Source organism: Enterobacter sp. CP102, from assembly GCF_025152625.1.
Taxonomy (GTDB): Bacteria; Pseudomonadota; Gammaproteobacteria; order Enterobacterales; family Enterobacteriaceae; genus Enterobacter; species Enterobacter soli.
This window is the reverse complement of record NZ_CP104014.1, coordinates 3,283,825-3,297,508: the sequence shown is the minus strand read 5'-3', so window position 1 is coordinate 3,297,508 and position 13,684 is coordinate 3,283,825. Positions and strand designations below refer to the sequence as shown.

12 protein-coding genes and 1 tRNA gene are annotated in these 13,684 nt (G+C 52.9%); 4 read left to right on the top strand and 9 right to left on the bottom strand.

All coding sequences use genetic code 11. The annotated features are described in order from the left end of the window. Nucleotides 1–33: 33 nt before the first annotated feature. On the bottom strand, nt 34–369 hold the full coding sequence (gene ypeC / locus N1249_RS15530) for a DUF2502 domain-containing protein YpeC (protein ID WP_259830828.1): 336 nt from the start codon (nt 367–369) through the stop codon (nt 34–36). A 126-nt stretch (nt 370–495) separates the two neighbouring features. Then, nucleotides 496–1,494 (bottom strand): aldo/keto reductase, encoded by a 999-nt coding sequence (locus tag N1249_RS15525; protein ID WP_259830827.1) that lies wholly within the window; start codon nt 1,492–1,494, stop codon nt 496–498. Between the two features lie 184 nt (nt 1,495–1,678). On the opposite strand from N1249_RS15525, the gene ipdC reads away from it, so the two are divergent. After that, on the top strand, nt 1,679–3,337 hold the full coding sequence (ipdC, locus tag N1249_RS15520) for an indolepyruvate decarboxylase (RefSeq protein ID WP_259830825.1): 1,659 nt from the start codon (nt 1,679–1,681) through the stop codon (nt 3,335–3,337). Here ipdC and N1249_RS15515 read toward each other — a convergent pair whose 3' ends face one another. Further along, nucleotides 3,338–4,573, bottom strand: a complete 1,236-nt coding sequence (locus tag N1249_RS15515; protein ID WP_259830823.1) for an ion channel protein — start codon at nt 4,571–4,573, stop codon at nt 3,338–3,340. A 204-nt stretch (nt 4,574–4,777) separates the two neighbouring features. On the opposite strand from N1249_RS15515, the gene glk reads away from it, so the two are divergent. After that, on the top strand, nt 4,778–5,743 hold the full coding sequence (gene glk / locus N1249_RS15510) for a glucokinase (RefSeq protein WP_259830821.1): 966 nt from the start codon (nt 4,778–4,780) through the stop codon (nt 5,741–5,743). Nucleotides 5,744–5,780: 37 nt separating this feature from the next. Here glk and N1249_RS15505 read toward each other — a convergent pair whose 3' ends face one another. Together N1249_RS15505 and N1249_RS15500 are read right to left on the bottom strand one after the other, a co-directional pair. Beyond that, complete coding sequence (locus N1249_RS15505) at nt 5,781–6,512, bottom strand: LytTR family DNA-binding domain-containing protein (protein WP_166716470.1); 732 nt, start codon at nt 6,510–6,512, stop codon at nt 5,781–5,783. A gap of 13 nt (nt 6,513–6,525) precedes the next feature. Next, nucleotides 6,526–8,223 carry a sensor histidine kinase gene (locus tag N1249_RS15500; RefSeq protein WP_259830819.1) on the bottom strand — a complete coding sequence of 566 codons (1,698 nt, stop codon included), beginning with the start codon at nt 8,221–8,223 and terminating at the stop codon, nt 6,526–6,528. Between the two features lie 386 nt (nt 8,224–8,609). Here N1249_RS15500 and alaC point away from each other — a divergent pair, with 386 nt between their 5' ends. Then, nucleotides 8,610–9,833, top strand: coding sequence for an alanine transaminase (gene alaC, locus N1249_RS15495; protein ID WP_259830817.1), 1,224 nt, complete (start codon nt 8,610–8,612; stop codon nt 9,831–9,833). Between the two features lie 68 nt (nt 9,834–9,901). On the opposite strand, the gene ypdK is transcribed toward alaC, so the two are convergent. The 3 genes from ypdK to N1249_RS15480 all read right to left on the bottom strand — a co-directional run bounded on the left by ypdK (nt 9,902) and on the right by N1249_RS15480 (nt 12,018). After that, complete coding sequence (gene ypdK / locus N1249_RS15490; RefSeq protein ID WP_099458937.1) at nt 9,902–9,973, bottom strand: membrane protein YpdK; 72 nt, start codon at nt 9,971–9,973, stop codon at nt 9,902–9,904. Between the two features lie 339 nt (nt 9,974–10,312). Further along, complete coding sequence (gene lpxP, locus N1249_RS15485; RefSeq protein ID WP_259838138.1) at nt 10,313–11,233, bottom strand: kdo(2)-lipid IV(A) palmitoleoyltransferase; 921 nt, start codon at nt 11,231–11,233, stop codon at nt 10,313–10,315. 308 nt (nt 11,234–11,541) lie between these two features. Beyond that, on the bottom strand, nt 11,542–12,018 hold the full coding sequence (locus N1249_RS15480) for a WbuC family cupin fold metalloprotein (RefSeq protein ID WP_259830803.1): 477 nt from the start codon (nt 12,016–12,018) through the stop codon (nt 11,542–11,544). 165 nt (nt 12,019–12,183) lie between these two features. Here N1249_RS15480 and N1249_RS15475 point away from each other — a divergent pair, with 165 nt between their 5' ends. Then, a complete protein-coding gene (locus tag N1249_RS15475; RefSeq protein WP_259830801.1) occupies nt 12,184–13,563 on the top strand; it encodes a diguanylate cyclase in 1,380 nt (459 codons plus the stop codon). 32 nt (nt 13,564–13,595) lie between these two features. Here N1249_RS15475 and N1249_RS15470 read toward each other — a convergent pair. Then, nucleotides 13,596–13,667 (bottom strand) — tRNA-Arg (locus N1249_RS15470). Between the last annotated feature and the right edge of the window lie 17 nt (nt 13,668–13,684).

Here is a 13,684-nt window from a genome sequence, read left to right as displayed (position 1 = left end):
AACAAGAAAGGAGCCAATAGGCTCCTTTCTGTTTTAGTGGTGGTGACCATGGCCGTGGCCGCGTCCCCATCCGCCGCGACGATCGTCGCGGTCGTTCCACCCTTCGCGATAGCCGCGCTCGTAGGCTTTCCGGTTATCCCAGCCACGATGGCGACCATTATCATGTTTCCACCAGCGATCTCTGCGCCATTCATAATGACGATGCCAGTAATCACGGTCGCGCCAGCCGCCACCGTCCCAGTAGTTACCGTAATTATCGCGATCGCCAATTTGTAATTTTACTGATGGCAACAGGGTGATTTCGCCCGCATTTGCAACCAGCGGCGCCGCAGCCATTAAAACCGCAGCCAGAATCAGTGACCTGAACATACTCTTCTCCTTCACGATCGGGGCCGTCGTGCGGCCTGTTAACGCAATATTACGGGGCGGTAAAGCCCCGTTTCATCGCCTCAACTCCTAAATCACAAATGAGAGCACGTTTTGCTAAAAATGGTTTTAATTTGACCGGTTCAGAATGTCGTCGATGGTGGACAACTCTTGTGCGGAGAACTGGCGATTCCCGAGCATCCCGACCGCATCATCAATTTGCGACGTTTTACTCGCGCCAATCAGTACGGACGTTACGGCATCGTGGCGCAATACCCACGCCAGAGCCATTTGCGACAGTTTCTGGCCGCGGCTTTCCGCCAGTGCGTTCAGCGCGACAACCTTTAACCGTTTTTCTTCGGTTAACTGGTCAGGGTTAAGGAACTGGCTGCCACTGGCCGCACGTGAGTCCTGCGGAATACCGTGCAGATAGCGGTTAGTCAGTTGCCCACCCGCCAGCGGCGAGAAGGGAATACACCCGACACCTTTCTCTTTCAGGACGTCCAGCAATCCCGCTTCCGGCGCGCGCTCAAACATGGAGTATTTAGGCTGGTGGATAACACAAGGCGTGCCGAGATCGTTAAGCATATCAATCGCTTTACGTGCCAGTTCCGCCGGGTAGTTGGATAACCCAACGTACAGGGCTTTCCCCTGGCGCACTATGTGGTCAAGCGCTTTCATTGTCTCCTGAAGTGGCGTTTCAGGATCAGGACGGTGGTGATAGAAGATATCGACGTATTCAAGCCCCATACGCTTAAGGCTCTGATCAAGACTTGAGATCAGATATTTGCGTGAGCCCCAGTCGCCGTAAGGGCCGTCCCACATGGTGTAGCCCGCTTTGGTGGAAATAATTAACTCGTCACGCCAGGGCAGAAAATCTTCCTGCAATATACGCCCGAAATTGCGCTCGGCTGAGCCAGGAGGGGGGCCGTAGTTGTTGGCAAGATCAAAATGGGTAATACCCAAATCGAAAGCCCGCTGTAAAAGTTGACGGCTGTTTTCAATGAGCGTGGTGTCACCAAAGTTATGCCAAAGCCCCAGAGAGATGGCCGGTAACTTAAGCCCAGTTTGGCCGCAACGGCGGTACTGCATTGTCTGATAACGATTTTTGTCAGGCTGATAACCCATTCTCGTGACCCCTGGTGCTGTAAAGAAAAATGCGTGTATACGTTTACATTCGCGTGAAGAAAAAGAGCATAACGCAGCCTTTTTTGTAAAGCATTCTTTCCATGCCCATCTTATTGCCAATTCTGGACAGCCATCACGCTTCTTTAATACTCAAAGTGAGGTCAACATAAGAAGGATACCTGTCATGCGTACCCCATACTGCGTCGCCGATTACCTGCTGGACCGTCTTACAGATTGTGGAGCCGATCATCTGTTTGGCGTGCCAGGCGACTATAATTTGCAGTTTCTCGACCACGTGATAGACAGCCCCGATATCTGCTGGGTGGGCTGTGCAAATGAGCTGAATGCATCTTACGCCGCCGACGGCTATGCCCGATGTAAGGGCTTTGCCGCGCTGCTGACGACGTTTGGCGTCGGTGAGTTAAGCGCCATGAACGGCATTGCTGGCAGCTTTGCTGAGTATGTTCCGGTGTTGCACATTGTGGGGGCGCCGGGCATGGCTTCTCAGCAACGAGGCGAGCTGTTACACCACACTCTGGGTGATGGAGATTTCCGTCATTTTTACCATATGAGTGAGCCTGTCACCGTCGCACAGGCGATCCTTACCGAACAAAATGCCTGCTATGAAATAGACCGGGTCCTCACCACCATGCTGCGTGAGCGCCGTCCTGGCTATCTGATGTTGCCCGCCGATGTGGCAAAAAAAGCAGCCACCCCGCCTGTAACCGCTCTCACCTATAAGCCTGCTCATGCGGATAATGGCTGTCTGAAAGCATTTCGTGAGGCTGCCCTGAACCGGATCGCCGGCAGCAAACGAACGGCTCTGCTGGCCGATTTTCTGGTCCTGCGCCACGGGCTTAAGCACGCACTTCAGAAGTGGGTGAAAGAGGTACCGATGGCCCACGCAACCATGCTGATGGGTAAGGGGATCTTTGATGAGCGTCAGCCGGGCTTTTACGGTACCTACAGTGGGTCGGCAAGTGCTGATGCCGCGAAAGAAGCCATTGAAGGCGCGGATACGGTCCTGTGCATCGGCACGCGTTTTACCGATACGCTGACCGCCGGATTTACCCATCAGCTTACCCCGGCGCAAACCATTGAAGTTCAGCCTCATGCATCCCGCGTGGGCGATATCTGGTTTACCGGCATCCCGATGATCCAGGCGATAGAAACGCTGGCCGAGATTTGCAAACAGCACATTACCGGGCCGGTTGCGCCTGCTACGCATCATATATTTTCACCGGCGGATCAGGACAGTGAACTGACGCAGGAAAGTTTCTGGAGCACCCTGCAAACCTTTATCCGGCCCGGTGACATCATCCTGGCCGACCAGGGGACCTCTGCTTTTGGTGCATTCGCGCTGCGCTTACCATCAGATGTGAATTTTATCGTTCAGCCGCTCTGGGGATCGATTGGATACACACTGGCAGCGGCGTTTGGCGCTCAGACGGCGTGCCCTCAGCGCCGCGTGATTGTGCTTACGGGCGATGGTGCCGCACAGCTGACCATCCAGGAGATGGGCTCTATGCTGCGCGATAAACAGCGGCCGATAATCCTGGTGCTGAACAACGAAGGTTATACGGTGGAAAGGGCGATCCACGGACCAGAGCAACGGTACAACGATATTGCCCTGTGGAACTGGACGCAGATCCCGCAGGCGCTCAGCCTGAATCCACAGGCCGAGTGCTGGAGAGTGAGCGAAGTGGAACAACTGGCGGATGTACTGGAAAAAGTCGCGCACCACGAGAGGCTTTCGCTGATTGAGGTCATGCTACCGAAAGCTGATATCCCGCCGCTGCTTGGTGCCATCACCAAAGCCCTGGAGGCGCGCAACAGAGCCTGATTATTTGTCGTTTCGCCAGGCCATCATCATCGGTTTGCCCGCCAGCAGGAGCCAGGCGGGCAACATCACGATACATAACAGTGGGATAAGTGTGGCATCCGGTACCACCACGGCGGCCATAAACAGGCTTAGCCACGCATCGCGCGTCACGACCAGAACCAGCCCCAGAATGGAACACGACACCGTAATCGCCGCCGGAACCGCATCCACATGCTCGTGCAGCATCAGCCCCAGCGCCACGCCGATAAACACCGCCGGGAAGATACGCCCGCCGCGAAAACCGCACGCCGCCGCCACAACCAGCGCGGCCAGTTTCACCAGCGCAAACAGCAGATAATCTGACACGCTAAACACCTGGCTGAAGGCCAGCTGCTGCATCTCATCCAGACCTTTAAACAGCGTTACCGGCCCACCGATAGCGCCCAGAATACCAAGAATAAGACCACCGACGCCCAGCATCAGCACCGGGTGTTTAAGCTTATGCATCAGGCGGTGCAGGCGTGGAAGGCACCATACCGCCACCATCCCCAGCGCAATTGCGATGGCAACCACGATGGCGCCACTGAAAATATCGGCAATCTGCATTTGCCCGTAGTGGGGCAGCGAGAGCGAAAAATGCGGGTGGAAAAACAGACTGGTGGTCAGCGCGCCTGCGGCGGCCGCCATCAGCGGAGCGAAGAGTCTGTCCCAGAGAGGCACATCGCTATTGCCGCTGAGCGTCTGAGAGAAAATCAGCGCTGCGGCAACGGGAGTACCAAACAACGCGCCAATGGTGCCTGCAGAGGCGAGGATCGTCCAGTCCAGCACGCCAACACGGGGAAGAATACGCGAGCCAAGAAACACCGCCAGAGCAATATTCACTGCCATAATGGGATGTTCCGGCCCCAGACTAACGCCGCCCGCAAGGCCGATAATCAGCGCAATGATAAGCCCCGGTAACGCTGATGGGCTGACGGGCGCGCTAATTAACGGCTCCAGAGCCGGATCGGGCCCCGCATGTCCCGGGCTAAACCGAATCACCAGGCCTACCGCAATACCGGTGAGCGTCAGCATCACTACTATCCACACGGGTGAATCGAAGCTGATCCCCAATTTTGCCGGAATAGCAGTCCATAACATCGTTTGCAGCACCGACGCGACCTTCATCACGACGATGAGCACAAGGCTTGAGAAAATACCAATGATGAGCGCCGGGATAGCCAATAGCAGCATGGTTCTGGCTCGCGGGTGGAGCATGATGATTTCCTTGTACAAAACGTATGGTGTTACTTTGCACAAACAACTTTGTGGCAATAGTGCAAAAGATGCTGAAACGGTAAAGTTATTCTGTGACGAAGATCGATAATCCTGGGGCGGCTGCCTTCAGGTCGTTGTTGTTATCCAGCCTTGAATTTACAGTGTCCCAAAGATTTATTCTGACTTTAGCGGAGCAGTAGAAGAATGACAAAGTATGCTTTAGTAGGTGACGTGGGGGGGACCAACGCACGTCTTGCCCTCTGTGATGTAAACACCGGTGAGATTTCTCAGGCGAAGACCTATTCAGGGCTGGATTATCCAAGCCTTGAGGCCGTGGTTCGCGTCTATCTTGATGAGCATAGGATAAGCGTTGAGGACGGTTGTATTGCCATTGCCTGCCCGATTACCGGCGACTGGGTGGCCATGACCAACCATACCTGGGCATTCTCTATCGCTGAAATGAAAAAGAACCTCGGTTTTTCGCATCTGGAAATCATTAATGACTTTACTGCGGTTTCGATGGCGATCCCGATGTTAAAGCCAGAACACCTGATTCAGTTTGGCGGCACCGCCCCAGTCGAAGACAAACCGATTGCCGTCTATGGCGCAGGCACCGGCCTGGGGGTGTCACATCTGGTGCACGTTGATAAACGCTGGGTCAGCCTGCCGGGTGAGGGTGGCCACGTTGATTTTGCGCCAAACAGCGAAGAAGAGGGGATTATTCTTGAAGAGCTGCGTGCCGAGATTGGCCATGTGTCCGCTGAGCGTGTGCTTTCCGGCCCGGGGCTGGTGAATCTCTATCGTGCGATTGTGAAGTCTGACGGTCGTCTGCCTGAAAACCTGCAACCGAAAGATGTCACCGAACGCGCGCTGGCGGATACCTGCATCGATTGTCGTCGTGCGCTGTCGCTGTTCTGCGTCATCATGGGGCGTTTTGGCGGCAACCTGGCGCTGAACCTCAGCACCTTTGGCGGTGTGTTTATCGCAGGCGGCATCGTGCCGCGTTTCCTCGATTTCTTTAAAGCCTCTGGCTTCCGCGGTGGGTTTGAAGACAAAGGTCGTTTCAGAAGCTACGTTCAGGACATTCCGGTGTACCTGATTGTGCACGATAACCCAGGCCTGCTGGGCTCTGGTGCGCACTTGCGTCAGGTTCTCGGCCAGGTGCTGTAAACCGTGTTACCCTCTCCGGTGGGAGAGGGGACACCCCTTACAGGTGCATGAGCTGGCGAAATTCTTTCACTTTGCTGCGGCTTACCGGCACCTGAAAATCAAGATCTTTCAGACGCAAAATATAGGTGTTGTTAAACCAGGGTTCGATCTCACGGATCTTATTTAAATTCACGCAAAACGAACGGTGGCAGCGGAAAAAGTGCGCGGCCGGCAGTTTGCTGCAAAACTCGGTGATGTTCATCGCCATCACGTACGATTCGCGCCGGGTATAGACAAACGTCATCTTCTCATGCGCTTCGGCATAGTAGATATCGTCTATCGGCGTCACGATTATCCGCTCATCCTTGACCAGATTAATGGTGTCATTTTCACGCGTTGCCGGGCTTGTGTTCACGGGCGCCGCCTGCTGCTGCCATGCCGCCTCCAGCTTTTGCAACATGCTCACAATTCGCGACTCCTGGTAAGGTTTGAGAATGTAGTCAAACGCTTCCAGTTCAAAGGCTTCTACCGCGTGCTCTTTCCAGGCGGTAACAAACACAATAAACGGTTTATGGGCGAACTGATTGATGTTCTGCGCCAGCAACACGCCGTCCAGCGAAGGGATATTGATATCCAGAAAAATCGCGTCGACCCGGTTGTGCTGCAAAAATTTCAGCACGTCGAGGCCATCTTCAAAGGTGCCCACGATCTCCATCTGGCTGTGGGTTTTTATCAGCCAGCTCAGCTCTTGTTGAGCCAGAAATTCATCTTCTACGATGATGACTTTCATCCGTTACTCCTGCCTACGGCAACAGGGATGTCGGCGCATGAACGGGTGAGCGTTCATTCGGGACGTAAAAAGCGATTTCAGTGCCTGGCTCAAGACGGTGAATGTGCAGCCCATCGCCATACAGCAGTTTGACGCGGTGATGCACGTTCAGTAACCCAATCTTATTGCCGGGCATTTCGTTGGATTCAACGCGCTCAATCACTTTGGGATCGATGCCGTGGCCGGTATCGCGCACGGAAATGCGGACGCGGTTTCCGCTCTCTGCCACGCTGATGGTCACCACGCCTTTGCCTTTACACGGCTGAATACCGTGAACAATGGCATTTTCGACCAGTGGCTGGATCAGCAGGCTTGGGATCACACAGTTAACCTCTTCATCGATATCGTAGATGACCGTCAGCTTGTCACCAAAGCGCGCCTGCTCAATGGCGATGTAATCTTTAATCTGATACAGCTCTTTTTTGATGTCGATCTGCTCATCGTCCTTCAGTTCGATGTTGTAGCGTAGGTAGCGTGACAGATTAAAAATCAGCTGGCGCGCGGTGTCTGGATTCAGGCGAATGGACGAGGAGATAGCGTTCAACGCGTTAAACAGGAAATGGGGATTAATTTTACTTTGCAGCGCGCGCAGCTCTGCCTTATTTGCCATTTCGCGCAGTTGCTCGGCGCGGGAGACTTCAAGCTGGGTCGAAATGATTTGCGACAGGCCGATAGCCATCTCCTGAAGTGAGGAGGTTATCTGGTGCGCATGGCAGTAATAAATTTTCAGCGTGCCGGTCACCACGCCTTTCTCCCACAGCGGGATCACCAGCATGGAGTGAATTTCAGGGGTTCTGTAGGCTTCATCATTGTTTTTAATGATGATTTTTCCGTAGTTAATCGCCTGTCGGGTGGTGGGGCTAACGGTGTCATCGTTGTCGCGATAGTTGTGCTCACCCACGCCCACATAGGCCAGCACGTGATCGATATTGGTTATCGCGACGGCATCGGCGTGAATATCGCGGCGGATAATATCGCAGACCTGACGCAATGACTCGGCATTGACATGACGGAACAACGGCAGCGTTTTGTTGGCAATATCAAGCGCCAGCTTAGCCTGACGCGCCGCGCTGGCTTCTTTCTCTCCTTCAACACTCTGCACCAGCAGCACGATAAAGCCGATGCAGACGCTACCCAGAATCATCGGAATACCGATTTTCGAGACAATATCCAGCCCCAGATCCGTGGTGGGCGCCCAGGCGACTACCAGGATCATGGTTAGTGTTTCACACGCCATGCCGGCGATGATCCCCGCGCGCCAGTGCTGTTTTTTCGGGATTTTGCGGTTGATACAGCCGGAAAGCACCCCGGCGATAATACTGGTGATAAAGCAGGGAATGGCGGTGACGCCGCCAATATCAATCAGGTAACGATGTGTCCCTGCGATGAGGCCAGTGATAATCCCCACCCACGGGCCAAATAAAATCCCGCCGGACATGACGGCGATGATGCGCACGTTAACCAGCGAGCCTTCAACCGGGACGCCGGACCAGGTGCTGAACAGCGCAAACATCGAGAAGATGGCCGTGACGGCCAGTAGCTCTTTGGGCGAGTGGGCGGACTTATGTAAAAGCTCGCGGAACAGGCGAATGCGGATCAGGAAGAACAGGCAGATCAGCATTAATGCCGCGCGGTCAAAAACCGCCAGGAGCATATTGAATATTTCGTGCACGGGTGAACCTGGGAAATCGGGAAAAAACTATGATAAAAAACCTGGCACCTAATGACCAGCTATCCATTTCCTTTATCAAATGGGGAAAGGCCATAATTTACAAAGGGGATTGATTAGAGATCCCTGAATCGTGCCGGGTTTATTGCCTGTGGCAGGATCAAGGTAACGTATTTGATATCATTGTGTTAAATAACAGGTATTAAATATGCGTATTTAGACTTTGCTGTTCCGCTTTTACGCACAGCAGCATTCCCGTTTTAGCGCGAAATATTTTTTTTATTTTCCCTCTCGACAGCACGTTTTTTTTCAGGTTATTTTCTAAACACGCCACATACGTGGCAGCGTCGCTCGGACGGTCCGGGCGCTAACGTGAATCTGAGGAACTTATGGCTGACTCCAGTCCTGAACGCCGTTTTACGCGTATCGATCGTTTACCCCCTTATGTTTTCAATATCACTGCTGAACTGAAAATGGCTGCGCGTCGGCGCGGCGAAGACATTATCGATTTCAGCATGGGTAACCCTGACGGCCCTACACCACCGCATATTGTCGAAAAATTATGTACGGTTGCCCAGCGTCCTGATACGCATGGCTACTCGACTTCCCGCGGTATTCCTCGTTTACGTCGTGCGATCTCCCGTTGGTATCAGGATCGCTATCAGGTCGATATCGATCCTGAAAGCGAAGCCATTGTGACCATCGGTTCGAAAGAGGGGCTGGCGCACCTGATGCTGGCAACCCTGGATCACGGTGACACTGTTCTGGTGCCAAACCCGAGCTATCCCATTCACATTTACGGGGCCGTTATTGCCGGTGCGCAGGTTCGCTCTGTGCCACTGGTGGAAGGCGTAGACTTCTTCAACGAGCTCGAACGCGCTATCCGCGAAAGCTATCCGAAACCGAAGATGATGATCCTCGGTTTCCCGTCAAACCCAACGGCGCAGTGCGTTGAACTCGACTTCTTTGAGAAAGTGGTCGCCCTGGCAAAACGTTACGACGTGCTGGTGGTTCACGATTTAGCCTATGCCGATATTGTGTATGACGGCTGGAAAGCGCCTTCAATTATGCAGGTGCCTGGCGCACGTGATGTGGCAGTCGAGTTCTTCACCCTTTCCAAAAGCTACAATATGGCCGGCTGGCGTATTGGCTTTATGGTCGGTAACAAAACGCTGGTGAGTGCCCTGGCACGCATTAAGAGCTACCACGACTACGGTACTTTTACCCCGTTGCAGGTGGCGGCGATTGCCGCGCTGGAAGGCGATCAGCAGTGTGTGAAAGATATTGCCGCGCAGTATAAACGCCGCCGCGATGTACTGGTCAAAGGCCTGCATGAGGCGGGCTGGATGGTAGAAATGCCGAAGGCGTCAATGTATGTCTGGGCGAAGATCCCTGAACCGTATGCGGCTATGGGGTCGCTGGAGTTTGCCAAAAAGATGCTGCACGACGCGAAAGTCTGTGTATCCCCGGGCGTTGGCTTTGGTGAGTATGGCGATACACACGTGCGTTTTGCGCTGATAGAAAACAGCGATCGCATTCGTCAGGCGGTGAGAGGGATTAAGAGCATGTTCCGTGCGGATGGGCTGCTGGCATCGAAGAGCGGCAGCGAGTAAGCCACGTTGTGATGACATAAAAAAACAGGAGCCAATGGCTCCTGTTTTTTTTGACTGCATTCACTTTGCTAGATCATGAGAGCAAAGGTTCCGGCCCAGACTAAAACAATCACCGAAATGCCCATAAAGAAATATTTCACGTTTCATCGCTCCGCGTATCTTATGGTACGCATTGAAAAACAGAGTCCACCTGATGTTAGAGAACTGAAATGGGGCTGCTCACAAAGCCGCTAACTTCAGCTCAGAATTCTGTGCTTTCCTGTTGCCAGACGGCGCTAATGTACGCCTAAATATGGGGGGTGACAAGAGGGATTTTTTTAAATAATTTCCGATACTTACGAGTGTCGTGGAACGGCGACAGTTTGATTTCAACACGCAATAAATTCCCGTTGAGCGACGTAGGAAAAAAACAGTTACTCAGCGTAATTACAGGTGATTGAAAAGGTTAGTTTCTTAGCGAAACTAACCTTCAAAAAGGCTTAGATATAGAGCGAGGATTCGCCAAGCGGGCGGGTTTTAAAGCGGCGGTGCATCCACAGATATTGCTCAGGTGCACGCATGATCTCTTTTTCGATCACTTTGTTGATAAACACGGCGGCTTCGCATTCATTTTCCGGGTAGTTAGCCATTTCCGGGGAAATGTGTAGACGATAGCCCGACTTATCCGCTTTTCTCACCATCGTCACGGTCAACATGGCAGAGCCTGACAGACGTGAAATCACGAATGTACCGTTGGTGGTCGCAACGTTTTTAACCGCAAAGAATGGAGCAAAGCTGCTGCCTTTACGCCCGTAATCCTGATCGGGGGCAAACCAGACGGCTTCGCCTTTCTTCAGTGCCCCCACCATGCCACGCAGGTTATTACGGCTGATCATCGCTTTATTGGAACGCATACGACCGCGAGTTTGTACCCACTCCATCAGCGCGTTGTTGTGCGGACGGTAGGTTGCCATCATTGGCTGGCAAAGACCCATCACGCGGCCACCCAGCTCCAGCGACATAAAGTGTACACCCACCACCATTACGCCACGGTTCTGCGCCTGTGCGCGTTTCAGGTTTTCCAGACCTTCAACGTCAAACCATTTGCGGACACGCTCGTCGGGCCAGAACCAGGCCATACCCGTTTCAAGCAACGCCATCCCAATGGATTTGAAGTTTTCGGAAATGAGTTTTTCGCGTTCGTGCTCATTGTACTGAGGGAAGCAAAGCTCAATATTCTTGCGGGCGATAGATTCACGACGCTTAAGGAAGTGACGTGATGCGCTGCCCAGTTTCGAACCCAGTAAACGAAGTACAGGATAAGGAAGTTGAACCAACAGCCAGAGGACGCCAAGACCAAACCAGGTAAACCAGTAACGCGGATGTAAAAACGCGCGTTCAAATTTGGATTGAGACAAAATAGTGAAACCTATGTGAAGCCAGTAAAGGTAGCGCAGACATCGCGATACGTCGTGCCGATAAGACCATATATTGAGGTGATGGTTGCAGGCTTTACCGATCTTTACGGCGTCACCTGTCCACTGCCGATGTTGGCTGGCGGCGTAATGTAGCACCGTTATACGATATGTGCTATTACTCGTTTTTGATTAAAAAAGCGGCAATTCTGGACGTGCTTGATTTAGCTGGGCATGGGGCGCATTTTTTGTTCATAAGATAGCCCGCAGTAACATAAATTTCAGATTCATGCGGGCTATTTATTGTTGCGGGATTATTGGTTAAACGCGCGTTCACCGGGTTGTACGTGTTTATACCATTCCATCAGTTCCGCGGTTCCGGCTTCGCCTTCTGCGGGTGCCCAGGCGGCGAAATCTTCAGCGGCAACCGGCTGATAGCCACCGTGTTTAACTTCAAAGATCACTCCGCCATTATCCAGCGAGAGCACTGCGTGCCAGGTTCCGGCATCCATCTCCAGCGCCATACACTCTTCGCCTAACACAACGCGGCGCGTCACGTTTCCATTGTCGTCAAAATTCAATACCACAAACCGTCCGCTGAGTGGGATGAGCAGCTCAAAGGTATGCGGGTGACGATGAGGACGCACGTAAGTGCCTGGCTCCATCGCAATGGCCAGACGCTGTACGGGGTCGCTCAGCTCCGGATGAAAATTGCGGTGGGCACGTAAGCGGGGGGAGTTTGCAGCCGCTTCACTTTGTTGCTTCAAATCGCTGACGGTGATTTGTTTCATTTAAGTCGCCTGAGGTGAGTTCAGTAACGGTTTCTGGAAAGTGCTGAAGAGTGTAAGTGAAGGCGATATTGGTGGGGAAGGCATTCCTGTCTAATAATCAAAACAAACCTGAGCGCTACTGCGATACCGGATTTCGGTCACGACTTACCCTGAGAGGCCAGAAATATGGAAACTTATCTGCAAACAGTGAGGGACGAGTGGATCCAGCTTATTAATGACACTGACCCTCGGGTGCATCAGCTTGCAACGGACATAGCCAGTGAACACGCGTTAATACTGAGCAGGGAGTTCTATAGCATTGTTCTGGCAGATCCTAACGTCGCTGAGTTTTTAACCACAGAGCAAGTGGAAAAACAGCTGCGTGAAGCACTTCGCCGTTGGCTTATTGATGTTCTCTCCTGCACGACAGAGCAAGTTGAGGAGCAGATGCGAGCGCAGCAGCGCGCGGCCGATGTTCATGCCCGTATTGGTATTTCTGTTGATCTGGTTGAGATGGGGTTTCGGGTACTGAAAAAGCTGCTGTTGCCGGTGATTAACAGCAGCCCGCATTCATCTGAATTGAAGCTGGGCATTTACCATTACGCCATCAACAGCATCGATCTGGCGATGGAGGTGATGTCACGTGCCTATGTTTTCAGTGAGAACAGCGCTGCGAAAGAGGACGAAAACTACCGGATATTCTCGTTGATGGAGAATGCTGAAGAAGAGAAAGAACGCCAGACCGCCGCACTGTTGACCTGGGAGATGACTCTTCTTTATAAAGTGATGCTGGATTCCAGTATGGGCAACAGCCGACCACTCGGGCGGTCTGACTTCGGGCTTTGGTTTAACCACAAAGGACGCCATTACTTCAGCGGAATTGCTGAGGCGGGCCATATCTCCCGCCTGATCCAGGAGTTTGACCAGACATTCTATGAAATCCGCCAGTCGGAACAGGCGCTCAATAATAAGTCTCGCCGAATCAAATTCTTGCAGCAAACCCGGGAAACTCTTTCTCAGATTGTTACGCTGCTGCGCGAGCTGTTTGACGAAGTATCGCGCCACGAAGTGGGGATGGACGTTCTGACGCGACTGCTGAACAGACGTTTCCTGCCAACCATTTTTAAACGCGAAGTGATTCACGCCAGCCGCGCCGGTACGCCGCTCTCTACGCTGCTTATCGATGTTGATAAGTTCAAGCAGATCAATGATACCTGGGGACACAACACGGGGGATGAGATACTGCGCAAAGTGGCGGGAGCGTTTTACGATAATGTCCGCACCTGCGATTACGTTTTTCGCTATGGCGGCGACGAGTTCCTCATTGTGCTGACCGAAATAACCGAGGCTGATACGCTACGCATTGCCGAGCGGATCCGCCGGCGCGTGGAGAAAATTAAGGTAAACGCGCCCACGGGTGAGCCGATCCCGCTTTCTCTTTCCATTGGCGCGGCGATGTTCAATGGACATCCTGATTACGAACGCCTGATTCAGGCGGCGGATGAAGCGCTGTACGGCGCAAAACGACGCGGGCGAAATTGTGTGGAGTTGTGGAAAGCACCGTGACGGGGGAAGGATGTTTGGACGGGAAGCAGAAGTGTCCCCTGCAGGAATCGAACCTGCAACTAGCCCTTAGGAGGGGCTCGTTATATCCGTTTAACTAAGGGGACGAAGCGGCACGAGTATA